We start from the raw sequence: 24979 nt of genomic DNA, 5'->3' as shown, positions 1-24979 counted from the left end.
AGAGTTACCACAAAAGTAAGTTTTGCAAGGTTTGGAATTATTGACCGGAAAAGAGCATTTTTTCGCTTTTAGCAGCAATTATTTCAGATCAATATAAAGAACTGCCGAGAAGCTTTTGGTATCAGCGAGTACGTCGATTGTTGCCGGCAGCGCTTCTACTCTTTTCTGAACAAGCCTTTCAAACGCCATTTTAAGATCATTTGCTTGTAAACATTCACAAATAATTTCAATTATGAACTTTGGTTTCATCTGCTTAATATTTACAAAAATTTGTTGGCAGCTGACGTTGTGCACTAAAAAAGTTATCGCTTCTTTATAAAAGAAAAAAAGTTCGTGCCGCACTTTCATATCCAGTTCAAGGGTTTCCACTTTTTCGCCTACAATCAACTCAATATTTTTTTCATAAACACTGCTTGTTCCTTCTGTTAACTCTTTCATACGTATCACTGTTTTCTTCATGCTATCATTCTCCGGGTTAATGCTCCACATGATATCATCCATTGCCTCGGTCATGTACCTGCTTTTAGCGCTGATTTGCTGAATGTATTCTTTTGATTGCTCAATGTTTTTGTCTGCTTTTATTTTGGCAATCTCACTGAGAACATTAATATTATTCAGGGTAGTGGTAATTTCATCGGCGAGGTTACGGCCAATCTGGCTACGAATTTGCTGAAGTGATTCCCTTTTATTCATCCGCTCCTTATCTACCAAATACAAGATTAATACAATCAAAAGTGCAATTAAGCCATAGAACCACCACCGATTCCAAACCGGAGTTCCAACAATTATAGGAATGGAAGCAATTGCACCATTGGCAATGCCATCAGCATTTTCACTTTTTACTCTAAAAACATAATTACCTGGTGACAAATAATTGTAAACAATTTCTGTGGGATGGTCAGAATGTATCCAGTCCTTATCCAACCCCTGCAATTGATAGTAATAATGCAGTTTCCGTTGATACAAATAACTTAATGCGCTGAAGTTAATACCGATAGAAGTGTTATTGTATTTAAGGATGACTTTACCGGTATTCAACAACGAATCAATGGACAAAGGATTTCCTGCAAGTTTAAAAGAAGTAATGTATGGCCTTGGCGGATCACTTCCCTGGGCTATTTTAGCAGGATCGAAAACAAGAAAATTATGATCAGTAAAAAAAATCATTCTTTTATCTGATAATTGTTCTACGCCTGCCATACTAAACTTATCATATGCGATTCCATCTCTCCTGTCGTAGTAGCTAATCACTTTTTTTTGAAGGTTTAGCCGGCATATTCCGTTTGACATCCCAATCCAGACAATTCCATTTCTGTCACGTTGCAATGACTCTGTTGTGTTGGAAGGAAGGCCATCTTCTGAAGTAATAAAGCTTACTTTATTTGTTTTTGTATTAATGATATTTAAACAGCGAGCTGACACAAGTAATGTACTGTCATTGTAGTAGGTCATATCACCAGGAGCATCCATAAAAATCCTTTCGCCGGGCTGGCTATTTGTAGTAAAAGTGCGCACAACTTTATGTGTTCTGGTATCAATTTTAATGAGGCCTTTGCCCAAAGTACCCAACCATATATAACCAGCGTAGTCATAATGAATCTTTAGAATTTGGGCAGTCTGATAAATAACTTCATATCCTTTTGAGGGATCGTTGCCAGACCTTTTGTAATCCCATTTAATCAATTGGCCGTTTTGTGTGCCAAACCACAAGTTGCCCGATGTATCCTCATCAATCTGTCTTATGGTGGAGCCTCGAAAAATCTTTGGCGCAAGTCTTACAGTCCGATCTGCGTTAGGATCATACACATCCAATACTCCATCCTGCTGGGTTATCCATAATTTTTTACTTCTGCTGTGAAAAGCCATGTCCCAGATCAACATATCCTTATACCTGCTTTTAAAAGAAACTGGCAAGGAAAGAGGATTAAATGCGGTATCAAAGCAAAATAAACCTTGTCCCCAACACCCAACAAAAATTCTTCCGTCACCTGTTTCGGCTACAGCCTGTACAGGTGATTCCAGCATCTTTTCTCCAGGCCTTACTAAATTATAAGTATTAAACACCTGTGCGTCCGGATTAAAAAGAAATACGCCATTGTCTGTCGCTATCCATATATTATTTTCCCGGTCTTCTATAGCATGAAAAGGATAATCGAAGTTTATACTTTGCTCGTTTTTGTATTCATTGGCTAAAGAAATAAAGGGTCTTTTTCCATCAGTCCATTCTGCAAAAAACGGCATACCGTACACCCATAACCTTCCATTATTTTGCAATAAAAATCCTGTGATCTCGTGATAGCCTATTTGCAGTTCGTTGCTAAGTAAATAACGTTCGGCCTGTTCCAGTTCACGGTTGTAACGCATTAAATATGGTGCCGGTTGATGTAAATACCAATAATAGAAAAAAACGTTTCCTTTGGCATCAACACGAACATTGACAGGAGAACGTTGATTGGCAAATGCTTTAATGACAGGATCCGCATCAATATTATGCCCCTGGTAATTTAAATGTTTTGTTGCCGGATCATATTGAACTAACCCTGAGTCGCAACTCATCCAGTATCTTTTTATCCGGGCATCCCAGGTTATTTCATTTGGTTTCCACCTGGTAGGATGTGGTAATATGTAATCTGCGTTTACAAACTCGTTTTTATCTTCAACATACCATAAAACTGCCCGATTGTTTTTAATAAGCAACAGTTCGCCAGTTGGCAATTCAACAAGATGTTGTGGCAGAAAATAATTTACTGTGTCCTTTGGTAATCTTACGTTATTATATACAAATTTTTTTGTGTCAAAAATGCCAACGGTATTATTATCAGTAAGAAGCCAAAGATTGCCTTTTTTATCAGAGTATAAAGTATTAATGTCATTGGAAGGAATGGTGGAAGGGTTATTTTTTTGTGTCGTGAAGGTAAGAAAACTATGTCCGTCATACCGCTGCAGTCCGTTGGTGGTAGCTAACCAGATGTAGCCATCTTTATCCTGATTTATCGAAGTAACACGGTTTGAGGCAAGTCCATTAGAAACAGAAAAATGCTTAAAAGAATATTGTTTGACCTGTTGGGTAAAGGCAGGGATTTGAAAAAAAACCGATAAAATACAAATTATAATTTTCGTCAAAGCAGTTTAATATTCAATAATCAAATTTAATACTCTAACCGGATTATTTATAGACAATTCATACTCTCATTTTTCCAGTTTATACAGCTTGTCCTTTGAATACGCTGATATTAAAATCAATTTTATAGCTAATAAAATGTTCCTAAAAAGGCTACTGCAGAAATTATTAGATCGCAAATAATATTGATCAAAAATGCAAAAAGTTATTATTATTTTAATTTCTATTGTTACAATAATTATTACTAATGGTATTATTGCCCGTTGCAACAATCAAAACATTTCTGCAACTAAAAATAGTCAGCTGCCCAGTTGTAGATGTTTAGTACCTGCTACCGATCAAAGCGATCACTATTCATTTCTTAATAAACTGCACAACAACAAAAAATATAAGGAGAGGGAGTTATTGTCAGGTGAGCCTGCTGATATTGTATTTTATAGATTCTTTTAAAACGCGCTTGCCAGTCTGGCTTAAAACTTGGTCAATTTTTATAAATTGTAAGGCAAAATGGTACTCCGTGTAAAGTCTCCATCTTTACTAATATTCCTGATCCTTCCTTTTTTCGGCTGTAAAAAGGATATTCGAAATATACAAAGCCAGGAAATTAGCACACCTCTCCCGCATCCTGACCATATTATTTTTGTTTGGTTTGAGAACAAAAAATATAGTAGCATCATAGGAAGCACTGATGCTCCCTATATTAATTCCCTTGTTGCAAGCGGAACATTATTTACCAATATGCATGCTATAACTCACCCGAGTTATCCAAACTATGTAGATTTTTTTGCAGGTCAGCCTAATGGTATAACTAATGACAATTGCATAGATTCGACAGCTCTTAGAGCCCCAAACCTTTTTACAGAATTAAATAGTGTAGGTAAATCGTTTGCATGGTATAGCGAAGGATTACCATTAACAGGCAGCATAGTATGTAAATCTGGCTACTACGTGGAAAAGATTAATCCTACTCCCATTTTTGCAAATGTTCCGCCTTCAATAAACAAACCCTTTTCAACTTTTCCTACAGATTATACAAAACTCGAAAATGTGGTATGTATTAGTCCTAACTTGATGAATGACATGCACGATGGTAGTGTGTCGGCAGGAGATGAATGGTTAAAGACTCATTTATCTTCACTAGCAGAATGGTGCAGAACTCACAACAGCATATTTGTTATTTATTTCGATGAAGATGATGGTTCAGCAGGCAATCGAATACCCGTTATAGCTTTAGGACAACATGTAAAAGTAAATTACAAGGCAACAACAGTCTATGATCATTACAATTGGACACGCACTATTTGCGATATGTTTTTTGCCCCTTCAAACTGGACAACCAATTTACGTACAAGAACTAGCATAAACGGTTGTTGGCAATGATGAGTAAGTTCATTAGGCAAACTTTTATGCTTCTAAAATTTTTTATTATAGTTACCATAAATCTTATAAAACCATTTAAGAAAATTAGAAGCCTTCACAAATGAGTGAAGGCCTCTTTTTAGGGGGATTTTAAAAACGAAGACTTTCCAGCTTATTTGTTATTAAAGTTACTACAACAATAAGCCTAAAACCTAATAAAGATAATAGCCTAATCAGTTTAAGTTGCAATTATATGACTGATAATTAAATTAATTTATAGTGTTTCAAAAATAATTTGAATATCTAAAAATACAATGCCACTAATTAGTGAAATTTATCGCTCAAATAATTATCGTTCTTTGATTATACAGGTTTTCTGTTGAGGTTAAAAGTTATAGTTTGATTCGCCGTCTTAATCTGACTTAACCAAGAATAATCATGCATGTTTTGTTCTTTAACTTTTCGTTGCTAATCAGTTAGGTCTCCCATGTACTTTAAAAGGTAATTTTAACCCTTATTTTTCTTGAATTTAATTTTTTTGTATGTCAATTAACCCGACTTATGAAAATAACCATTGGGAAGATATCTGTCTTTTAAAGGCAGCCTTTGCTTGTTCATCAGACAATATTTTCATTATTGATCCCCAACTCATGAAAATTGTAGATGCAAACAAAACCGCTCTTACATCTTTAGGTTATACAAAAAAGGAGTTGCTTGAATTGGGACCTGCAGATGTCGATGGAAATTTTACTTCTGAAATGATTGCCACACTTTTTACCAGTGTTCTTACCAGCAAAGAGCAGTACGCAATTATTCCAACGGTCTTTAAGCGAAAAGACAAGACCGTTATAAATGTAACACTTTGTCTGAGGGCTTTTATAGAAAACAAAAAAACTTTTATACTTGCTTCAGCAAATGATGGTAATCATGACGATATAAAAGGAACGGTATCAGTAATTAAAGACATTGATGAAATCAAGAAAAAGGATGACCAGATCACCTACCTGGCCGGCCTGGTAAATAAGGTAAATGACGCCATTATTTCAGTTGGAAAAAATTATAACATAGTCAGCTGGAATAAAGGCGCTGAGTCAATATACGGGTTTGAGGAAAAAGAAGTGATTGGTAAAAGTATTTTTAATTTATGGATGAGCTCAAATCCTTACTGGAGAAGAGAAGAAATATTAACTATTCTTCAAAAAAAAGGTTGTTGGGTGGGGGAGATTAAGCACTATCATAAAAATAATTTTGAAAAATGGACGTTGGTTTCGGCGACAGTATTAAAAAATGAACTAGCCATTATAACAGGATTTGTGGTTGTGGCAAAAGATATTACCACACGCAAAGCATTAGAACAAGAATTAAAGGAGTTAAATGACCGACTTGAACACAGGGTAAAAGATAAAACCGAAGAAGTCGTTAGCATTTTTGAACGGATTACAGATGGTTTTGTTGGACTAGATAATAACTGGAATTTTACTTATGTAAATAGAGAAGCCAGTAGGATACACGGAAAGGAAACAAAGGAAATGATTGGTAAAAACATATGGAAGGAATTTCCGGAAGTGATTAACCATACATTTTATTATGCTTGTTGTCAAGCAATGGAAGAACAAAAAGTAGTTCAGGTGCAAGACTATTATCCTCCACTGAATAAGTGGTTGGAAGGGTCCATCTATCCCTCAGCTAATGGCCTTTCCATCTATTTTCGCGACATTACCAATAATAAAAAAGCGGAACTGGCACTGAAAGAAAGCCAGGAGAGATTTAGAAAAATTGTAGAAACTTTACAAGAGGGTATATGGCAGATCGATGAAAATAATATTACCCTTTTTGTGAATGAATATCTTGCTTCCCTTTTAGGACACACCGTTGAAGAAATGATTGGAAGAAATGCCTTTGATTTCCTTTATAAAGAAGACATGAAAAAGGCTCTGAACAGTATAGAGGAAAGAAAACGAGGCATTTCGAAACTTCATGAACTTACTTTTTATAATCATAACAATCTCCCAATTCATACTTTAGTACAGTCTACACCCATTTTTAAAGACGGTAAATACGCTGGTTCTATATCTACATTATTAAATATTACAGAAAGAAAACAGGCGGAGCAACGAGTAATTGCACGAAAAAGGCGATTTAGGGCTTTGTTAGAAAATAGTTCTGATGGTATAGTGTTACTTTCTTCAAAAGGTATTATTCTATATATCAGTCCATCTGCCGAAAAGATGCTTGGATATACAAAAGAAGAAATGGTAGGCACTGATCGCCTTAACTATTTTCATCCTGACGACAAGAAAACAAATTTCGATTTTTTTGCAAATATTATTAATAATCCGCAGGGTGTAAAACAGCTTGAATTAAGATGCAGACTTGGTGATGGAAGTTATAAATACATTGAATGTAAGTATACTAATTCGCTGAACGATCCTAATATAAATGCAATTATTGCTAATTTCCGTGATATTACTGAACGAAAGAAAGCAGAAAAACAATTGCAACAAAATGAGGAGCAATTATCGCTGATTTACAACAGTACGCTCAATGCAATGTGGCTTTTAAAAGTAGAAGAAAATGGCAAGTATAGATATGAAGCTGTAAATACCGCGTATACAACACTTATTGGAATAAAAAAAGAGGAAGCAATAGGTAAAAATTTTGGAGAGGTAATTCCTTTAAGAAATATTGACAAGTTTACGCAGGCCTTTAGTGATGCTATTGCTTTGGGACAAATCATAAAATTTATAACCTGCAATGAACTTCCTTCGGGATTAAAAACTGCTGAGGTAACTATAATACCCATAAAAAATGAAGAAAAAAAAGTAACAGAGCTTTTGGTTACGGCTAATGACATTACTGAACAGAAAAAAAGCCAGGAAGAGTTGCTGCAAATGAATAAACAGCTACGTGAACTTGCGTCTCATCTTCAAAATATAAGAGAAGAGGAAAGAACAAAAATGGCGCGGGAAATACATGACGAGCTGGGTCAGCAGTTAACCGTTCTGAAAATGGATATTTCATGGTTAAATAAAAAAATACCAACGCGGGATGAAAATGTAGACCTTAAAATAAAAGGAATGCTTGAACTGATTGATGGAACTATTAACAGTGTAAGAAAAATATCAACAGAATTAAGGCCAAGCATCCTCGATAATCTTGGTCTTGCAGATGCCATAGAATGGCAAAGCAACGATTTTACCAGGCACACTGGTATTCCTGTAGAGTTTTCTTCTAATGTTAGTGATAACAAGTTTTCCCCCGATATTTCAATTGGTGTGTTTAGAATATTACAAGAGTCTTTGACTAACGTTGCAAGACATGCACATGCCACTAAGGTAATTTGCAGACTAGAAAAGTTCGATAATTTTCTCAACCTGTTTATCTCCGATAATGGTTCGGGGTTTGATGTAACTAAAAAGGGGGAACGAAAAACGCTGGGTCTATTAGGAATGAAAGAGCGGGTAGCAATGTTAAATGGAAAGTATAATATTGCAAGTGAACCTGGGAAAGGTACAGAGGTTTCTGTGCAAATATCTTTGATATAAGTAGCTAAACAACAACGAATAAAAGCATATAATTGCACTCGTTGGGTTTAATGAAACTGTAGAATATATTCGAATTGACGTAATTTAACATTAAAACGAAGAAAAATATGAAGTAGATTTTACTTTTGTATAATCAGTTGATTTAAAAGAGGTTAAAATTAATGCGTATTTTGATTGCCGATGATCACGCTGTTGTAAGAAGGGGTCTAAAAGATATCTTACTTGAAGAATTTCAATCTGCTGAAATTCATGAGGTAGGAGATGCAGAAGATTTGATAAAAACAGTCAATGCCGATGCGTGGGATGTAGTAGTTACCGATCTTTCTATGCCGGGAAGAAGTGGTTTAGAAGCATTGCAGTATATCAAGCAAAATCACCCCAAAATTCCCGTACTAGTATTAAGTGTGCATCCCGAAGAACAATATGCGATCCGAGCTTTAAAAGCAGGCGCTGCCGGATACTTAAATAAGGATCTTGCTACGGAAGAATTGGTAAACGCGATACACAAAGTTTTATCAGGAAAAAAATATATTACAGCTTCCATTGCCGAAAAGCTTGCTTCTACTTTTAATGATCAATCAAATAAGTTGCCCCATGAGCTTTTATCTGACCGGGAGTTTGAAGTATTGAAACTGCTTGCGGCAGGAAAGTCAGTATCAGAAATAGCCAGCATGTTCTATTTAAGTGTTACGACCATAAGTACTTATCGTGCTCGAATAATGGCAAAAATGAACATGAAAACCAATGCGGATCTTACACAATACGCCTTGGAGCATAAACTCATTTGAAAAAAGATAGTAATTGAAGAATTTGTAGAGGTTATGACATAAGGACATAAAAAGGTAATACTTGGTTTAATAAATTAATCGACAAAAATTACTGATGTAAGAGAATTTTGCGCTGGCAAAGAGTTTGATACTTCTGATTTGCTACTATCCCATTCCTGCTTTTCTCTATGAATGACCCTCTTAACACCCAATAATCCTATTTATTGTTGTAATTCTATTGAGTCTCATATTCAAATAGAAAAAATGAAAGTTCTGATCGTTGATGATTCTCCTTTAATCGTTAAAAAATTTGAAGAACTTCTTAAAGAATTTAAGGAAATTACTCATTTAACAACCTGCGGAACCTATGCTCATGCTGTTGCTATACTGGAAGATTTAAAACCTGATTTAGCAATATTAGATATCGATTTGCCTGACAAGAGTGGAATTGATTTGGTAAGGTATCTAAAAGATAACAAGTTTGCTACCACAATAATTATGTGTACAAATCAAAGTGATGACTATTATAAGGCGTGGTCAAAAAAACTAGGCGCAGATTTTTTTATTGATAAATCAAAAGAATTCGAAAAGCTACCACTACTTATTGCTTCCCTTTTTCATTAATTATCGATTTTTTTATTGCAAATATTACACATCTTACATCTGTTACTTCCTTCCTTTATTTATCAGTGATGTTTAACCTAATCATCGTTTGTCGAACATATACTACAGGATTTACTTATTATATTCTACAGAAGATTAAAATTTTGCTCTATTTGCCAGTAAATGCACTTAGACTTTCTTTGCAAACACAAAAAGAGAATGGAAAGAAGATTGAATGTTTTAATTGTTGAAGGTAGTATAGCTGTTGATAAAACATTATTGGAACAAGTAATTGAACTGAACAACATAGCTACAATTTCAGCAGCATCAACGGCAGAAAAAGCATTTTCTTTAATTTCAAAACAAACAGATGTTATAGTTTGGGGACTTGAATTTAACGCAGAAATCGCTTCTTCCTTAAAGATTTATAAAGAGAAAAATTGCTTTTCGTTAATGATTGTGTCCAAATTCATTTATGAGGAGTTTAAGAATAATGATATTGAAATTCCAACTGGTGTTGTTTTAATTAAACCGCAGGAAATAAAAGATTTACCGAGGATTATTCATCAACTTTCAGTGACTAGATCTACTATATCGTCTTTTTTTAATTACCCTGAACACAGTACTTATAAGTTTACCAGGGACCCATTGTTTTGATGAAACTATAGTAATAAAATAAATAACAAATCGTTATAATCCCCCAACACTTGATTATGTAAGCCTCTGAAAAGGGGCTTACACAGGTGTTATTTAATCTCCTAAAAAAGAACTGTCAGGAATATTAAGATAACTGTCGTGAGGATGTTTAATAGTAAACCATTTGAAGCTCTGATCAGCAATTAAGCCATTTCCAAATACCTTTTGGTCAGGCTTGTGTATGATGACATTTTTATCAGTATAAAAAATTGCTTTATTCTGATCCCAATACAATTCTTTACAAAAAAGCGTATCGCCCGACATATTAAAAACAACCACGCTGTCCCTTAAAAAAACCTTGTTTTCATTTTCGAGGTATCGGCCATATTTTGAAAAAAGTTTACTTTCTACTTTTGTACTGTCATCAAAAAAATCAACTCTAAGAGAATTAGGAAATTCCACTTTGGGCGTATCTAACTGGTATCGAAGCATTAGTGGTGCGGTTAGCTTAGCTTTTACTTTTCCATCCTGGCTAAGATAGCTTTCGATCCCTTTTGCTTCCTCAATTCCAAGCGTTTTCTGATTTAAATTTTGCACTTCACGAATGTCATTCTCGCAGGAACAAACAAAAAAGCAGCCGAGAAAAAAGGCTGCTGCTATTTTGAATATCCTTAAAGTTCCATTATTCATATTTTCTTTTTATAAACCAAATATCACTTAAGTTAAGTCCGAAGGAGAGCCGGAAAAAGCTTTCTGTTATATTATTGTTCTTATTTCCTCTTTTTCCAATTTCTATTGCAGTATTAATAATAGTATATTGGTTGTCAAAAGATCTCCATTTACGAATAGGCAAGCCTGCTCCTAATGTTAGCGCATACACCGGCAATTCATTCCCCTCTACATTTAAAGCTTCTTTACCATAGTAAAATCCGGCGCGGTAATTAACTCTGTCCCAATAACTTTTAATGCTTAAGGGATTAGGTGTTAACTGTCCGCCAACTTTAAACTGCCAACTATTAATAAGTTTATCAGGCTGATCAAAGAAACGGTAATCTGCCCATTTGGTTGTTTCATATTCAACTGCCAGTATGCTTTTTTCAAATTTGTTACCTAAATGATCTATAACACTTGAATTGAGACTTATGCCTGCAGCATATGAAAGGGGAAATTCAATTTTTCCTGCTTTCTCCTGTGGTTGGTAAATACTGTCCACTTTCTGCATAGAGCCATTTGCGTCGTAAGTAATTGTTTCCCTGTTTATTTGTTGCTGCGCATTCAACTTTTGTTTCAGATTGCCAGAAAAGCCAAATCGCAAGGTCGTTGTCTTACTTAACATCGCATCATATTGAAGGCCTGCATTGAAAAATATCTTGTTGAAAGTAGTAAGCGTTTGTGAATTAGATGTGTAGGTAGAAACACTGTCTACAGGAGTGGTTATTGTACTATTTTGTTTAGTGCCAAACATATATCCTGTATTTATGCCAATTCGCAGTCCGCCCCAGCGCTTGCCGATACCTACAAAAGCCTGGTAAAGACCGCCGTCTCCTTCATACAAATAATTAATGCTATCCCCATAAATTCTCTTATTGTCTTGAATAGAATAGCTAACCCGAGACAATGGCTTTAGCCCGAAAGCAAGCCCTAAATTGTGCTTTTTGCTCAACGGCATACCCAAGGCTACATAAGAGGGAGTCAGATTAACAGAGTTGTATTTCAATACAGGATTAGCGCTTTTTAACGAGCGGGTATCAAGTGCTACACCAATATCGTATGTTACAATCTTTAATTCGCTATAAGCAGCAGGATTGCCTAGATTGACGCTCTGACCATTTGCATAAGTGCTTGAGATATTACCCATTGCACGGTTGATAACATTTTGAGAAGGATAGACATCTCCCAATCCATATCTCGAAAAAGGCGAGTTTTCCTGTGCGTTTGCAGTATAAAAAGTTAGTATAAGAAAAACAATAAAGCTAAGTTTTGGATTCATGATTGTAGTCACTGATGGCATAAAGCCCTTTGTATATTAAAGAAGGGTCTGCAAATATCTTATTTTTAAGCAGGGAAGCAAACCAGGATATATCCCCACCGGTTAAATGCACGTTAAAGTTCTCGTACTTTTCCTTATATAAATCTATAATTCCATCTATTTCTTTTGCCATTCCGGCAATTACCCCACTTTGAATATTGGTTTTGGTATCATAGCCCAAAAGAGGAAAATTCCAGTCAGCCTCTACAAGTGGTAGTTTTGCCGTGTAGTATTCGAGCGACTTAAAACGCATTTCCATACCCGGAGAAATACTTCCCCCTATAAACTGGTGATACTTGTTGACAAAATTGTAGGTGATGCAGGAGCCAAGCCCTATTACCAGGTTATGCTGATCAGGGTAAAGGTTTACTGCAGCTACAACCATCGCTATCCTGTCTGCTCCAATGGTATGAGGTTTGCCGACAGGTGATGTAACAGGCAATTTACTATCGTAAGAAAGTTTATGAAAAGTCGTTTTTTCCTTCAGAATTTCTTCAACTGCAGGATTATGATCAATTACTGAGGAAAGAATAGAGCGATGAGGCTGATACTTTTCTAAAAGCTTTTTCATTTCTGCAGCAGAATCATCAGGCAATATCAATTCTTCGGCAAAATCTTTATTAATAAAAACAGCACATTTAAGACGGGTATTTCCAAAGTCGAAACAAAGAGTTGTCATAACAGAACTACGATTAAAGAAATAGAGGGTTTTAAAGGCAATAAATTATAAAACAATACTTACCGGATTAAAAAGTGATCCGGTAAAACACTTAGTAACATTATAAATCAAAATTGCCTGAAAGATTTTTAAAATGGCCATTTAATTTTATCCGCTCCTTCAGGGCCTCCATTTCATTTACCACCGGCAACACCTTATTCAAATGCCGTTTTATATATTCGAGGCGTTGATCTTCGCGAAGCAGCCCCAGTAACTCGTATTCTTCATCTAATGACAACCCAATATGATGCGCGATATCATAAGCCAACAATTCGTCATCCGGCTTATTAAATCTTTTATTCAATTTGAGAATATCATGCAAGTCCCTGATACTTTTTACAACTTTTCTTAAAAGGGGAGTAAATTGCCGCTCCTCATTAATGGGGTAATTTACTATAGCCCCGCTATACAACTTTTCAGGAATGCTTTTTACCACTTCTAAAATTCTAAAAACAGAAATACCTTTGGTTTTAATATCAAGCTTTCCATCTTCGTACACTTCTACTATCTCTTTTACCTCTACAAGTGTTCCTCTTTCACTTAACCCGTTTTTTAAAACAGTGGGAATGCCAAAAGGTTTTGCTTCAGCAAAACAGTCTGTTATCAGTTGCTTGTACCTGGGCTCAAATATATGCAGGTTTAGGTCTTCGCCGGGAAATACAACTATACCTAAAGGAAATATCGGGATAAAATTGGTCATATCGATTCTAATAATTTTTTCTATAGGTTTTAATCAACACAAATGCCAAAAAATTTACAGAGTTAGAAAAAAAATCGTTCTTTGACAATATAAAAAAAGTTAATGAAAATTTCCGGCTTCACAATTATCAAAAATGCCATCATTAACGATTACCCTATAGTGGAAGCTATTACCTCTATTTTGCCGGTTGTAGATGAAATGATAGTATTGGTTGGTGATAGCAGCGATAATACCAAAGAATTGGTGCAAAGTATTAATAGTGAAAAGATTAAGATATTTGACAGCGTATGGGACAAGTCTTTGCGTAAAGGCGGAACTGTTCTTGCGGTGGAAACCAATAAAGCTTTTCAGTTGGTCGATAAAGAAAGCACGTGGGCTTTTTACATTCAGGCAGATGAAGTGGTGCATGAAAAATATTTACCGTCGATACTTGAAGCTTGCTCAAAATACAAAGATGATGTACGTGTAGAGGGCCTTTTATTCAAATACTTGCATTTTTATGGTACATATGATTATGTGGGAGACAGCAGAAAATGGTATAACCGCGAAATAAGAATAATCAGAAACGACAAAAGTATTCAGGCTTATAAAGACGCGCAGGGTTTTAGAAAAGGAAACACGAAACTGCGGGTAAAACCGGTGGATGCATACATTTATCATTATGGCTGGGTAAAAAGCCCTGTACAAATGAAAAGAAAAATGAAAGATGCCTCCAGATATTGGATGGACCAGGAAGAATGGGAGTCTTTTATTAAAACCGAAGATGTGTTTGACTTTGAAGAATTTGACTCAATAGAAAAATTTTCAGGCACTCACCCTTCAGTAATGAAAAAAAGAATTGGAGATATGAACTGGAATATTGAACTGGATACAAAGAAAAAAAACATGTCTTTTAAAAATCGTCTTTTATATTTTTTTGAAAAACTAACGGGAGTCCGATTATTTACCTTTACCAATTACAAAATACTGAGGTAGCCTTCAAAAAGACTGATTGCTGATCTCTTTTAAAAACTTATATTTTTTATAATTATAGTTAAAGTGAGCCAGCGCTATTTGCAAACCCTTTTTACCATCTAAAAAACCCATTTTTAAAAAATAGTTTTGAACAAAGCTGAAAACAGGTGAAAAATATATTTTGTACAAGGGAGCTTTCTTTCCGCTTTTAAGGTATTTTTCTGCTGCAAGCAGGGCATATTTTTCCAGTTTTACTTGATACGTTCTAATGTCGGGTGATGTATAATGATGGATTCGCCCCTTCAACTTAAATTTGTTGACAGGTGCATCGATGATCAATCTCTCATGTACCTCGGATATATCCCAATGAGCAAAATTTTTATTAAATAGTCTTATTACCATATCATTGCTCCATTCGCCAAACTGCATTGGCTGTTGGCCCAGGTAGTTCAGTCTTTTTATAATACCAACCATGTTTTTATGCTGCGGCTCAAATTGTCGGATAGCTTTTATTAATGTATCATCGATGTATTCATCTGCATCCAGGCTTAGTATCCAATCGTTTAAAGCTCCTTCATTACCAATATTTTTTGCGTTGCCATACCCTTTCCATTGTATTTGTATAAGCCTGGCTTTATCGGCTGATATTTTTTCCAGTGTTCCGTCTGTACTTCCGCTATCTACAACTACCACATCGTCTGCTAACATTAGCGACGATCGTATTGCTTTTTCTATTGTAGAAACCGCGTTTTTACAAATTATTACTACTGAAATTTCATTTTTACGCATGGGAAGATGCAAAATTAAACTTTGAATTGCCATTACCTTTTATATTCCTTTATTATTTCTCTTTAGGTTTGCGTATTATGCTACAACAGCAAATTGCATTATTAAAAAAGGGAAATTATAAAGCACTGGCAAGAGTGATTTCCCTGGTTGAAAATGAAGTAGAAGGATATGAGCAATTGCTGTCTGAATTGCCCTTACCTCCCGTGCCTGTAATAGGCATTACGGGACCACCGGGCGCAGGCAAAAGCACCATTACAGATGCATTAATACAGGAAATAACAGAAGCAGGAAAGACGGTGGGTGTGCTTTGTGTTGATCCATCTTCTCCTTTTAACTATGGCGCTTTATTAGGCGATAGAATTCGAATGAGTCAATGGTACACGCATCCTTCAGTTTTTATTCGTTCGTTGGCAACAAGAGGCAGCCTCGGAGGGTTACACCCAATGATAATTGAGATAACCGATTTAATGAAGGCTGCGAACTTTGACTATATTATTGTTGAAACGGTAGGTGTCGGCCAAAGCGAAGTAGAAATTGCAGGATTAGCCGATGCAACTATTGTTGTGGTAGTACCCGAGGCAGGCGACGAAATACAAACCATGAAGGCCGGCCTCATGGAAATAGCAGACATATTTGTAGTGAATAAAGCAGACAGACCTAATGCTGATACCTTTATCAAAAACCTCCGCATGATGTGGGCTCCTGCTTTTAAAAGTCATGAGGCAATAGATATTTTAAAAACAGTTGCAACAGAAAAAAAGGGTATTGCCGAACTGTTTGCATCAGTAAGAAAGAAAATACACCAGGTACATATTTCGGATAAGAAGTATTTTCTTCTCGCTGAAAAGGCATATTATCTTATACAAAAGAGAAGAATGAAAGATGTAAATAAACAACAGCTTTTTGACGAGATAAAGCGAAATGCAGTAACAAATCTTTATGCCTTTTTAAGTAATAAGAAGTAGTATAACAGCTAAATGCTTTCTAAAAAGAAACTCCTTTGTTTTTAAAATTCATCTTTGCATATTTGATTGCATATTTTAAATAAGAGACATCAGGAAACATTCGTTTTTTATGACCAAAAACAATTTTCCTGTCTCTATATAAAAATTGAAATAATTTAAAATCAAATCCTTTTTCTTGTTTGTTATGTCTTGTCACCAGCTCTAAAAATGCAGTAAGGTAAGTTTTGCTTTCCTCTTTAAGTTCTTTTATTGTGGAGAATAACTTTAGAGAATCTTCCAAATCCAATTCTTTTTTCTTCGAAGCTGCATTCTTACTGAAAAAGCTATTTTCACTATGTATTCTATGATAAACAAGAAATTCATTTACTGATGCTATTTTGCCATAGCAAGTAGCTGTTACAGCAATCCACCAATCGTACATCATCCCTTTGGGTATAGGAACAAATTTATTCACTAGTTCTTGTCTAAACATCATATCATGTCCGTTTACCTGGTTAAACATGAACAGTTTGCGGGTATCGTTGCCTTCGAAATGATAGTGCAACTGCGCGCTTTTAAACCTTAGCCGCCCATTTTCCAATCTTACTGACCGGTTATGAGCAAGAACAATCTTTTCGTCATTAAAAGGTTGCAAAAGTTTGGTCAGCTTCTGCGGCAGCCAGATATCATCCTGGTCAGATATAGCTATAAAATCGCCGGAAGCAAGCAGGATGGCTTTTTCAAAATTTTTATTATAACCCAGATTACTTTGATTTTTATATATTGTAATTAGATTGCTTTTTTCTTGCCACGCCTGCAATTTTTTCCATGTGTCATCAATAGAATGATCATCTACGATAACTAATTCAAAATTCTCATATTCCTGGTTTAAAATAGAAGTTATTTGCTCATCTATAAATTTACTTCCATTGTAGGTGCACATAACAACCGATATTTTCCTATGCTCATTCATTTCATTTTTCATTAGTAGGTCATCCTGGTATTTTACACACTTATTACTCAATAGATACATTCAAATTTATACCGACTTTTTCCGTTTACAATCGATTAATTTCCGGTAATTATACAAAAACACCTCGGCGTGTTTTTTGATTGTTATATATTAGATTAAAATTAATAGGAATTTTAACGGTAGGAGATGCCGAAGCTTCATATATATAAAAATGAAAAGGAGACCTGCCAAGCTTTTGCAGCGTGGTTCGCAGAACAGGTAATCGATACACTGAAGTCGAGGGAAAGGTTTACGGTAGCTTTTTCAGGAGGCGATACACCTAAACTTTTTTATAAGATACTCGCTTCTGATTTTAAAGACAAAATAGACTGGAACAAAATACATGTCTTTTGGGGAGATGAAAAGCTCGTTTCTTCGTCAAATGAAACCAGCAATGCTGAAATGACGGAGAAAACATTATTTCAACAAGTGCCAATTTCAAAAGAGCATATACACATTATAAGAACAGATATTTCTCCTGATAAATCGGCAAGGCAATATGAGGACTTGCTGCACACCTACTTTGACAACGAGACAACAACATTTGATCTTGCTATTTTAGGAATGGGAAAAAACGGAAATACACTCTCATTATTTCCCGGTAATAATGAAAATAATGAAAAGACGGCATGGGTAATACCAGTTTATAATAAAGAGGAAGATCTATACAGAATTACTCTCACCAGCCCTGTAATAAACGCCTCTAAGGAAACTGCCTTTCTTGTGACAGGAAAAAGTAAGCAGGATGCCGTACAGCACGCACTAAAAGGCAAATACGACCCGGAAAAATATCCAGCCCAATTAATTCAAACAGCAGATAAACCAGTGCATTGGTTTTTAGATGAAGGAGCTGCAGGAAAACTCATTCGTCTTATTCCTTAACACTCTTTAGCCAGTCTTTTATCCCTTTATATATTTTTTTAGCAACGGCCTTTTGAAACCTTGGGTTAACAATTTTTTTCTCATCTTCGGCATCGCTTAAAAAAGCAGCTTCTACTAGCGTATTTGGAAAATCAGTGGGTGCATTTAATGTGTAATTATAACTGCCAATATTTCCAAACTCACTCACGTCAAGCTGTAATAAACGATTTAGAATTGCAGTTGAAAGAGACCTGAAACCAATATGTTTATAATAAGTACTTGCCCCCTTTACATCTGCATTTGTTGATGAGTTGAAGTGCAGGCTAATTAATACATCGGGCATGGCATCCTGTAACATTAAAACACGATCAATGTTATCGATGGTAGTATCAGACGTCCGGGTCATAAAAACGGCAGCTCCTTTTTTCTTAAGATACTTTTCCAGTTCGTTGGCAAAACGTAGTGTATAGGTTTTTTCAAGCCCTTTGCCCGTAACACCCACAGCGCCGTCATTGCTGCCACCGTGGCCCGCATCAACGGCAATTAGAAGTTTGTTTACTTTTAAAGTTGAAGGGCGGCGGCGTATTCGTACACACAGCTTGTTTTTGTTGTAATAAACTGAGTATCCCCAATGTTGTTTGTGCTTCAATTCTATTGTTACTTTTACAACATCATCTTCGGTCTGGTTAAAGTAGACTTCTTTTATTTCTTTTACACTCCTTAATTGTGTTATCCAGTTCGTGTTGCTTTGAACGCCATATACTTCAAGGAATATTTTTGCAGGATTAACTTCCATCCAACTTTTATAAGGCAACTTCTCGTCGAGCGAAATATTTACATAATCGTATAGTTCATCGCCTTTTACACTGAAAGAGCTTGTTAGATAAAATGGACGATCTGTGGTTGAAGTATCGATTCTGATGTCACTCTTATTAATGTAAGCCTTATGTGACTTTGACAATTGCACATGATACAATTGTTTGGATGAATCTGTAATTTTAAGAAGTACAGAAGTATCAAGATAACCAAGTTTAGCACTGCCAAAACGGTCTTCACCAAGGCTATAAGCAAGCATAGCAAGCCTGGCTGAAGTTCTGGCAAGAAGAAAGCTATCATTTTGCTTTTGTGCAGCTGTGGTAAAAGTAGTCAGCAAAAAAATAATAGCCATCATTCTCATACAATGAAGATAAATAATTAAAGAGATAATTGAAAGCTCTACAGGTTTTGACCATAATCCGGTTATAGTATTAATAAGTCATACGCCCTTTAGTTCGACAAAAAAAGCTGTTCCTTTGCCAGGTTCACTTTCAAACCAAATACTACCTTCATGTGCTTCTACTATTTGTTTACATATTGATAAGCCTAATCCAAAAGGTCTTTCACCCGATGTTCCCATTCGCTTTGCCTCGGTAAACATATTAAATACTTTATTTTTTAAATTTTCGGGTATACCAATTCCATAGTCTTGCACTACAATTTGCAATGAGGTATCTTTTTGAATAGCTTTCACTTCGATAGAAGAACCAATACCACTGAATTTAATTGCATTTGTAATAAGATTATTTAGTACCCTTGCTATTTTTTCTTTATTTATTAGGATATCTTTATTAGTTTCTGACGGAAATAATATAAGTTTTTGTTGTTTTTCGGCTGCTTTAAAACGAAGTAATTCCACCGAATTTTTCAAAAGGTTATTAACGTTTGTTTTCCCCTTTGACGATTTTGTGTTGTTTTCCATGCCCGCAGCTTCCAATATTTCATTAATAAGGTTAAGTGAATTATCTGCAGATACCTTTATTAGTTTGATCATCTCTTCCCGGCTGCCTTCACACTTTTCGTCAAGAATCATTTCTGTAACCATAGAGACAGAAGCAAGGGGTGATCTAAGGTCGTGAGCAACTACTTTTAAAATTTTATCCTTTTCCTTGTTCTTTTCTTCCAGTTGCGAAAGTGTTTTTTCAAGAGTAGACTTTTGTTGTTCTATCTGCTTATTGAGTCCCTCAAGTTGCTTAATATTTTTTCTGGTATTCCTGAGAATAAATAAAGAAAACAAAATTATAACTGCAGCAAGAGTAGTTACTACAATGAAAAGAAGGATATAAAGATTTTTAACCTGATTTTCGTTTTGCAAATTTTTTATCTCATTCTCACTGTCTATAATCTTTATTTGCTCGCTTACGTTTGAAGAATTGAGAGAACCACTTTTTTGAACTGAGTCCTGCAGTTGGGTAAAAGCTTTTAAATACTGGTAGGATTTATTTACGAAGCTGGTGGTTTCATAATACTTCCACATCAACCTGTTCCACTCCATCTCCGCTGCCACGTTTTTAATGGAGTCCATACTTTGCCTTGCTTGTTTTAGCCAGAAGTTTAAGCCATCAATATTATTCGTTTTATAGTACAAGTTAGCCAGCACAAGCATTGTCAACTGCGCATCACCATCATCGTAACCCTTTTTAGAATTTATTTCAATACTTTTTTTCAAAACATTTTCGGCCTGCTTATAATAGCCTTTATGTACAAAAGTCTCACCCTGGCCATGATATACAACACCCTTTGCTATATCATTAAAAAAAAGTTTATTGACGAATTTGCCATCATGTTTAGTTATGTATGTAAGAGCTTTATTAAAATAGACAAGCGCGCTGTCATCCATGCCTGCTTTTTGAAAGCTTAAGCCTGTATTATTCAATAATTCCTGCCGTCTAAAATAGTTTACGAAATCATCGTCGCATTTATTTGTTTCAATGTATGCCTGCTTAAAATTTTCTGCAGCTTCAGTAAATCTTTTCTGCTGAAATAGTAACATGGCAATCCTATAACTGTATTCGCCCAGGGTACACGAGTCCAATGAATTTCTTCCAATAAAGCGAGCCTTGTAATAATGCGTATACGCTTCGGTTGATTTATTCATCAACAACAAAATATCTCCTTTTGAATAATTGGCTAAAGAATATTCTTTTTGGAATTTTTCCGGATCATTCTTTGCAACGAGGCACATCATGCTATCCGCATACAACATTGCATTCTCTGAATCTTTTAACCGGTAATAGTAGCCGCATTTAAAACTCAGTACTTTAAACTTCTCCCTCACATTCAATTTTCTTTCAGCAATTGCAGAGTCTAAATAGTGTAAACCTGCATCTATTTTACCTGTATCTGATTTTTGAGAAGCTTTTTCCAGCAACTGATTAATATATTTTTCATCTTCATTGTCAAAACGAATACTCTGAACATTTGAACAGGCTGCAAATAGAAGGATGACAGCAATACAATTGATTGAAATAGGAGGCCATCTTTTTCGAATTAAAAAAGATGGTTTCTTATGAAAAATCATTAAAAATTTCTGTTGATATTAAAAATAGGTCTAAACTTTTATAAGTTTTAGGGCGAAATATGCCAAAACGTTATACCTATTAAAACTGATATATTCTTGAATTATTGCATTATAAAATAAATAAATATTGTAAAAAACGATTATGGGGTATCCAACATGTCATAAGACGATTTACGTGTCTTTTTACAGCGCGTACCTTCCCTCTGATATCAGTCTTTCAGCTATTCTTCTTCTTGCAGCTTTGGTATTATAAGGTTCTGTTTTTGTGAATCGTTTAATTCCTAAAAGCATCATTTTTTGTTCATCACCTTCTGCAAATGCATTCACAGCATCTTTTCCATATTTATTTATTTTGTCTGCCGCATCTGTCAAATAAGTCCTCATCATATCAGTTTCATATTGAATGGCTGCTTCACCCTTAATTGAAGCCAGCTTTATTACCCGCATTAAAGCACTTTCTGCAGTAAATGTTTCAATAGCCATATTAGAAATGTTAATGATTATTTCCTGTTCGCTTTCCAGCTTCGCCATAAACTTTTGTACGGCAGCACCTGCTGTCATTAATATTGCCTTCTTAAAGTTGGCAATTGCCTTCAGCTCCTTTGAAAATAGTTCCTCATCTTCAACACCAAAATCAGGAATACTCATTAGTTCTTTTTGAATGCTCATCGCGGGCCCCATTAAGTTAAGACGACCTTTCATAGAACGTTTTAACATCATGTCCACAATAAGCAAACGATTAATTTCATTGGTTCCTTCATATATCCTGTTAATCCTGCTATCACGGTACGCTCTTGAAATCATGTATTCATCGCTATATCCATTTCCCCCATGAATTTGCACGCCTTCATCTACTGCAAAATCCAGTAATTCGCTGCCCAGTACTTTTAGTATTGCACACTCAATTGCAAATTCTTCTGCGGCGCCCAACACTGCTTCATTAAAAGGTTTACCGTTGTTTACCAGTTCTGTTTCTTTGTTATCAATCCACTTAGCTACGCGATACAGTGCGCTTTCTGCTGCCCATGCTCGCAAGGCCACCTCTGCAAGTTTATGTTTTATTGCGCCGAAATTACTTATTGGTTGTTTAAACTGCTCGCGGGTGATTGCGTATTTTAGTGACATGTCTAACGCTCTTTTTGCACCGCCAACAGTAGCGGCGCAGAGCTTTAAACGTCCAATGTTTAGAATGTTAAAAGCAATTATATGTCCTTTACCAATTTCGCCCAATACGTTTGCCACAGGCACTTTACAATCCTGGAAATACAATTGCACTGTAGACGAACCTTTAATACCCATCTTATGTTCCTCCTGCCCGCGGGTAAAACCTTCAAAACCTCTTTCTATAATAAAGGCCGTAAATTTATCTCCATCAACTTTTGCGAATACTGTATATACATCCGCAAAACCTCCGTTTGTAATCCATATTTTCTGCCCGTTCAATAAATAATGCTTTCCATCTTCGCTTAATCTGGCGGTTGTTTTAGCTCCCAATGCATCACTGCCGCTATTTGGCTCAGTTAATCCATACGAACCTTTCCATTCGCCCGATGCCAACCTGGGAACATATTTTTGTTTTTGCTCTTCAGTACCAAAATATAGTATGGGCAATGTGCCAATACCAGTATGCGCAGACGCAGCAACCGAGAAACTAAAGCCGCCACCCAATGCTTCACTTACCAATGTTGATGTTACAAAATCTTTCCCGAGCCCTCCAAACTCCTCAGGTAACGATACCCCCAACAGTCCCAGTTCGCCTGCTTTAGTCAGAAGTGACGGCATAAGGCCTTGCTCCATTTTGTCAATTCTATCAGCAATGGGCATGATCTCATTATCCAAAAAATCGCAGCACGTGTCTTTTACCATTTGCTGTTCTTCTGTATATTCTTCAGGTATAAAAGTTTCAAAAGGAGAACTTTCTTTGATAAGCCATTCCCCACCTTTTAAAACAGTTGTTTGCGATGTTTCCATACTATAAAGTTTTGCCCCATTTGAAGGGATGGTTTTAAATTTATTAAAGGGAACCCCGCTAGGGAATGGGGGTTAAATTATCATACACCTTTTGCAATACTGCCTTGCACACTTCTATATCGTCATTACGTACACCTTCCAACGCCTCATTGAGTGTTTGATTGGCCATATTTAGCGTTTCTTCCTGTAGCTTTCGGGCGGCTTCTGTTAAATAAACAAGATTTATACGCCGGTCCTCTTTTGAAGGCACCCTTTTTACAAGCTTCAGTTTTTCAAGGTTATCGACAAGCCTTGTAATACTTGGTTTATCTCTGAAGCTTCGGCTACACAATTCCTGCTGACTAAGACCATCCTCTTTCCACAAATGGTACAAAACGCTCCATTGCTCTATCGTTATTTCAATGCCTGCTTGCTTAAAATTTTTTTGTAATCTTCTTGCTACCGCAGTAGACGCCATACCTGTTATAAAACTGTATAGCTCCCCTCTTTTAAACTCGTTATAAGGCATATAGTTAGTTATGCAACTAATTCCGAAGTTAAACAATTTTCTTTCCCTCTCGGCATTTTTTCAATTAATTATTTTCATAATTTTTTACCAAAAACTTTTAAAATCTTTATCGGCATTCCTACTTATTTACATAGTAATTTCTTTGTTTCCACCAGTTAAATTCTTATTGAGCTTCCTTGGGTCGCACCTTTTTGCGGCAACAAAAAATCAGCGATATTTATTTTTTACCTTTCTTAAACACTTTTGTGCCTGAAGTATTAGCACCGTTTTTGCATAATTTACCAAACCTCTGTATCAAGGTCATGAAAAGTCATTATATAACCTTTAAAAACTCAAACGTTCATTACCGTCAATTTGGTAGTGGAGCTAAATTGTTGTTTTGCTTTCATGGCTATGGAAGAGAAAGCGATACATTTTATATTTTAGAAAAAAGATTAGGAAGCGCCTTTACTATCATAGCAATTGATGTTCCTTTTCACGGTCGCACCGAATGGAAAGATGAGATTGTTTTAAAGCCGAAGTATTTACAGCAATTCATCAGGCAGATCAGAAGTGATTTAGATAAAGAAAACATTAAATACAGTCTACTCGGTTTTAGCATGGGAGGTCGCATTGCTTTGCACCTGGCCCAACTTATGCCGCAAGAAGTGGAACGTCTGATACTGTTGGCGCCTGACGGTTTAAGTTTTAATTTCTGGCGGTGGATGGCAAGTGAAACTTGGGTCGGCAATAAACTTATTAATTATACCATTCATAATGCTGCCTGGGTTTCTTATATTCTTCGCAAAGCTGAAGATTTACATATCATTCATCGAAGCCTTGCTGATTTTCTTGGTTATTATCTTCACAACGAAGAGCACAGAATAAACTTTTACCACAGGTATATTTCAATGCAAAAGTTTAAACCTTCTCTTAACAAACTAAAACGATTAATAAAAAAATATAGCATCACGGTAAAAATGCTGTTTGGCAAATATGATAATATTATTCCTTATACGGATGGTGAAAAATTTAAAGCAGGAATTGAAAAGTTTGTCTCGGTAAAAATCGTTGATTCAGGACATCATCTACTTAGTGAAGTGCATGCTGATGAAATAGCAAAATTGATAAATGGCTAAATCTTGT

The 24979-nt window shown here is 35.7% G+C and carries 21 protein-coding genes; 10 read left to right on the top strand and 11 right to left on the bottom strand.

Translation table 11 applies throughout. The features are described 5' to 3' along the window. Positions 1–78 precede the first annotated feature (78 nt). Positions 79–3123, bottom strand: coding sequence for a ligand-binding sensor domain-containing protein (locus B154_RS0120535; protein ID WP_018616245.1), 3045 nt, complete (start codon positions 3121–3123; stop codon positions 79–81). Between the two features lie 193 nt (positions 3124–3316). On the opposite strand from B154_RS0120535, the gene B154_RS0120530 reads away from it, so the two are divergent. The 6 genes from B154_RS0120530 to B154_RS0120505 all read left to right on the top strand — a co-directional run bounded on the left by B154_RS0120530 (position 3317) and on the right by B154_RS0120505 (position 10052). Next, entirely contained in the window at positions 3317–3571 is a 255-nt protein-coding gene (locus B154_RS0120530; RefSeq protein WP_018616244.1) for a hypothetical protein, read from the top strand. Positions 3572–3628: 57 nt separating this feature from the next. Further along, positions 3629–4501, top strand: coding sequence for an alkaline phosphatase family protein (locus tag B154_RS29265; RefSeq protein ID WP_018616243.1), 873 nt, complete (start codon positions 3629–3631; stop codon positions 4499–4501). A 521-nt stretch (positions 4502–5022) separates the two neighbouring features. Continuing rightward, a complete protein-coding gene (locus tag B154_RS30930; protein WP_018616242.1) occupies positions 5023–8025 on the top strand; it encodes a PAS domain S-box protein in 3003 nt (1000 codons plus the stop codon). 161 nt (positions 8026–8186) lie between these two features. After that, positions 8187–8813, top strand: coding sequence for a response regulator (locus B154_RS0120515; protein ID WP_018616241.1), 627 nt, complete (start codon positions 8187–8189; stop codon positions 8811–8813). Between the two features lie 243 nt (positions 8814–9056). Further along, on the top strand, positions 9057–9416 hold the full coding sequence (locus tag B154_RS0120510) for a response regulator (protein ID WP_018616240.1): 360 nt from the start codon (positions 9057–9059) through the stop codon (positions 9414–9416). Positions 9417–9614: 198 nt separating this feature from the next. Further along, positions 9615–10052: a hypothetical protein gene (locus tag B154_RS0120505; RefSeq protein ID WP_018616239.1), complete on the top strand. Its 438-nt coding sequence runs from the start codon at positions 9615–9617 to the stop codon at positions 10050–10052. Between the two features lie 93 nt (positions 10053–10145). On the opposite strand, the gene lptC is transcribed toward B154_RS0120505, so the two are convergent. The 4 genes from lptC to B154_RS0120485 all read right to left on the bottom strand — a co-directional run bounded on the left by lptC (position 10146) and on the right by B154_RS0120485 (position 13478). Continuing rightward, a complete protein-coding gene (gene lptC, locus B154_RS0120500) occupies positions 10146–10721 on the bottom strand; it encodes an LPS export ABC transporter periplasmic protein LptC (RefSeq protein ID WP_018616238.1) in 576 nt (191 codons plus the stop codon). Then, positions 10714–12042, bottom strand: coding sequence for a BamG family beta-barrel-assembly machinery protein (gene bamG, locus B154_RS0120495; protein WP_157580896.1), 1329 nt, complete (start codon positions 12040–12042; stop codon positions 10714–10716). Before bamG ends, lptC begins: the two co-directional genes overlap by 8 nt. Next, positions 12005–12739, bottom strand: a complete 735-nt coding sequence (locus B154_RS0120490) for a type III pantothenate kinase (RefSeq protein ID WP_018616236.1) — start codon at positions 12737–12739, stop codon at positions 12005–12007. Before B154_RS0120490 ends, bamG begins: the two co-directional genes overlap by 38 nt. Before the next feature lie 100 nt (positions 12740–12839). Beyond that, a complete protein-coding gene (locus B154_RS0120485) occupies positions 12840–13478 on the bottom strand; it encodes an LON peptidase substrate-binding domain-containing protein (RefSeq protein ID WP_018616235.1) in 639 nt (212 codons plus the stop codon). Positions 13479–13580: 102 nt separating this feature from the next. Here B154_RS0120485 and B154_RS0120480 point away from each other — a divergent pair, with 102 nt between their 5' ends. Continuing rightward, positions 13581–14453: a glycosyltransferase family protein gene (locus tag B154_RS0120480; protein ID WP_018616234.1), complete on the top strand. Its 873-nt coding sequence runs from the start codon at positions 13581–13583 to the stop codon at positions 14451–14453. A gap of 3 nt (positions 14454–14456) precedes the next feature. Here the strand turns inward: B154_RS0120480 and B154_RS0120475 are convergent, their stop codons facing one another. After that, the gene (locus B154_RS0120475) at positions 14457–15254 is read right to left on the bottom strand and encodes a glycosyltransferase family 2 protein (RefSeq protein WP_018616232.1); all 798 of its coding nucleotides are present in this window, start codon (positions 15252–15254) and stop codon (positions 14457–14459) included. A gap of 44 nt (positions 15255–15298) precedes the next feature. On the opposite strand from B154_RS0120475, the gene meaB reads away from it, so the two are divergent. Further along, positions 15299–16186 carry a methylmalonyl Co-A mutase-associated GTPase MeaB gene (gene meaB / locus B154_RS0120470; RefSeq protein ID WP_033412189.1) on the top strand — a complete coding sequence of 296 codons (888 nt, stop codon included), beginning with the start codon at positions 15299–15301 and terminating at the stop codon, positions 16184–16186. 19 nt (positions 16187–16205) lie between these two features. On the opposite strand, the gene B154_RS29255 is transcribed toward meaB, so the two are convergent. Continuing rightward, complete coding sequence (locus B154_RS29255; RefSeq protein ID WP_169337683.1) at positions 16206–17189, bottom strand: glycosyltransferase; 984 nt, start codon at positions 17187–17189, stop codon at positions 16206–16208. A 135-nt stretch (positions 17190–17324) separates the two neighbouring features. Between B154_RS29255 and pgl the strand changes: the two genes are divergently transcribed. After that, entirely contained in the window at positions 17325–18059 is a 735-nt protein-coding gene (gene pgl, locus B154_RS0120460; protein WP_018616227.1) for a 6-phosphogluconolactonase, read from the top strand. Here the strand turns inward: pgl and B154_RS0120455 are convergent. The 4 genes from B154_RS0120455 to B154_RS0120440 form a co-directional block, all read right to left on the bottom strand. Further along, positions 18049–19209 (bottom strand): N-acetylmuramoyl-L-alanine amidase family protein, encoded by a 1161-nt coding sequence (locus B154_RS0120455; RefSeq protein ID WP_018616226.1) that lies wholly within the window; start codon positions 19207–19209, stop codon positions 18049–18051. The genes pgl and B154_RS0120455 overlap by 11 nt on opposite strands. 84 nt (positions 19210–19293) lie before the next feature. Continuing rightward, positions 19294–21375, bottom strand: coding sequence for a tetratricopeptide repeat-containing sensor histidine kinase (locus B154_RS0120450; protein ID WP_018616224.1), 2082 nt, complete (start codon positions 21373–21375; stop codon positions 19294–19296). A gap of 183 nt (positions 21376–21558) precedes the next feature. Beyond that, the gene (locus B154_RS0120445; protein WP_018616223.1) at positions 21559–23346 is read right to left on the bottom strand and encodes an acyl-CoA dehydrogenase family protein; all 1788 of its coding nucleotides are present in this window, start codon (positions 23344–23346) and stop codon (positions 21559–21561) included. A 58-nt stretch (positions 23347–23404) separates the two neighbouring features. Continuing rightward, on the bottom strand, positions 23405–23854 hold the full coding sequence (locus B154_RS0120440; RefSeq protein WP_018616222.1) for a MarR family winged helix-turn-helix transcriptional regulator: 450 nt from the start codon (positions 23852–23854) through the stop codon (positions 23405–23407). 302 nt (positions 23855–24156) lie between these two features. On the opposite strand from B154_RS0120440, the gene B154_RS0120435 reads away from it, so the two are divergent. Continuing rightward, entirely contained in the window at positions 24157–24972 is an 816-nt protein-coding gene (locus B154_RS0120435; protein ID WP_157580895.1) for an alpha/beta fold hydrolase, read from the top strand. Positions 24973–24979 lie beyond the last annotated feature (7 nt).

It is taken from the genome of Segetibacter koreensis DSM 18137, from assembly GCF_000374045.1.
GTDB classification, from domain to species: Bacteria; Bacteroidota; Bacteroidia; order Chitinophagales; family Chitinophagaceae; genus Segetibacter; species Segetibacter koreensis.
Note: the sequence above shows the minus strand (reverse complement) of the source record. Positions and strands in the feature narration are given on the sequence as shown.

Coding starts and splice junctions, on each gene's coding strand:
- B154_RS0120505 (WP_018616239.1), top strand. CDS start 9,615: ATGGAAAGAAGATTGAATGTTTTAATTGTTGAAGGTAGTATAGCTGTT.
- bamG (WP_157580896.1), bottom strand. CDS start 12,042: ATGCCATCAGTGACTACAATCATGAATCCAAAACTTAGCTTTATTGTT.
- B154_RS0120455 (WP_018616226.1), bottom strand. CDS start 19,209: ATGATGGCTATTATTTTTTTGCTGACTACTTTTACCACAGCTGCACAA.
- B154_RS0120515 (WP_018616241.1), top strand. CDS start 8,187: ATGCGTATTTTGATTGCCGATGATCACGCTGTTGTAAGAAGGGGTCTA.
- B154_RS0120485 (WP_018616235.1), bottom strand. CDS start 13,478: ATGACCAATTTTATCCCGATATTTCCTTTAGGTATAGTTGTATTTCCC.
- B154_RS0120490 (WP_018616236.1), bottom strand. CDS start 12,739: ATGACAACTCTTTGTTTCGACTTTGGAAATACCCGTCTTAAATGTGCT.
- meaB (WP_033412189.1), top strand. CDS start 15,299: ATGCTACAACAGCAAATTGCATTATTAAAAAAGGGAAATTATAAAGCA.
- B154_RS0120510 (WP_018616240.1), top strand. CDS start 9,057: ATGAAAGTTCTGATCGTTGATGATTCTCCTTTAATCGTTAAAAAATTT.
- pgl (WP_018616227.1), top strand. CDS start 17,325: ATGCCGAAGCTTCATATATATAAAAATGAAAAGGAGACCTGCCAAGCT.
- B154_RS0120435 (WP_157580895.1), top strand. CDS start 24,157: ATGAAAAGTCATTATATAACCTTTAAAAACTCAAACGTTCATTACCGT.
- B154_RS0120530 (WP_018616244.1), top strand. CDS start 3,317: ATGCAAAAAGTTATTATTATTTTAATTTCTATTGTTACAATAATTATT.
- B154_RS0120480 (WP_018616234.1), top strand. CDS start 13,581: ATGAAAATTTCCGGCTTCACAATTATCAAAAATGCCATCATTAACGAT.
- lptC (WP_018616238.1), bottom strand. CDS start 10,721: ATGAATAATGGAACTTTAAGGATATTCAAAATAGCAGCAGCCTTTTTT.
- B154_RS0120475 (WP_018616232.1), bottom strand. CDS start 15,254: ATGGCAATTCAAAGTTTAATTTTGCATCTTCCCATGCGTAAAAATGAA.
- B154_RS0120450 (WP_018616224.1), bottom strand. CDS start 21,375: ATGATTTTTCATAAGAAACCATCTTTTTTAATTCGAAAAAGATGGCCT.
- B154_RS30930 (WP_018616242.1), top strand. CDS start 5,023: ATGTCAATTAACCCGACTTATGAAAATAACCATTGGGAAGATATCTGT.
- B154_RS0120445 (WP_018616223.1), bottom strand. CDS start 23,346: ATGGAAACATCGCAAACAACTGTTTTAAAAGGTGGGGAATGGCTTATC.
- B154_RS29265 (WP_018616243.1), top strand. CDS start 3,629: ATGGTACTCCGTGTAAAGTCTCCATCTTTACTAATATTCCTGATCCTT.
- B154_RS0120440 (WP_018616222.1), bottom strand. CDS start 23,854: ATGCCTTATAACGAGTTTAAAAGAGGGGAGCTATACAGTTTTATAACA.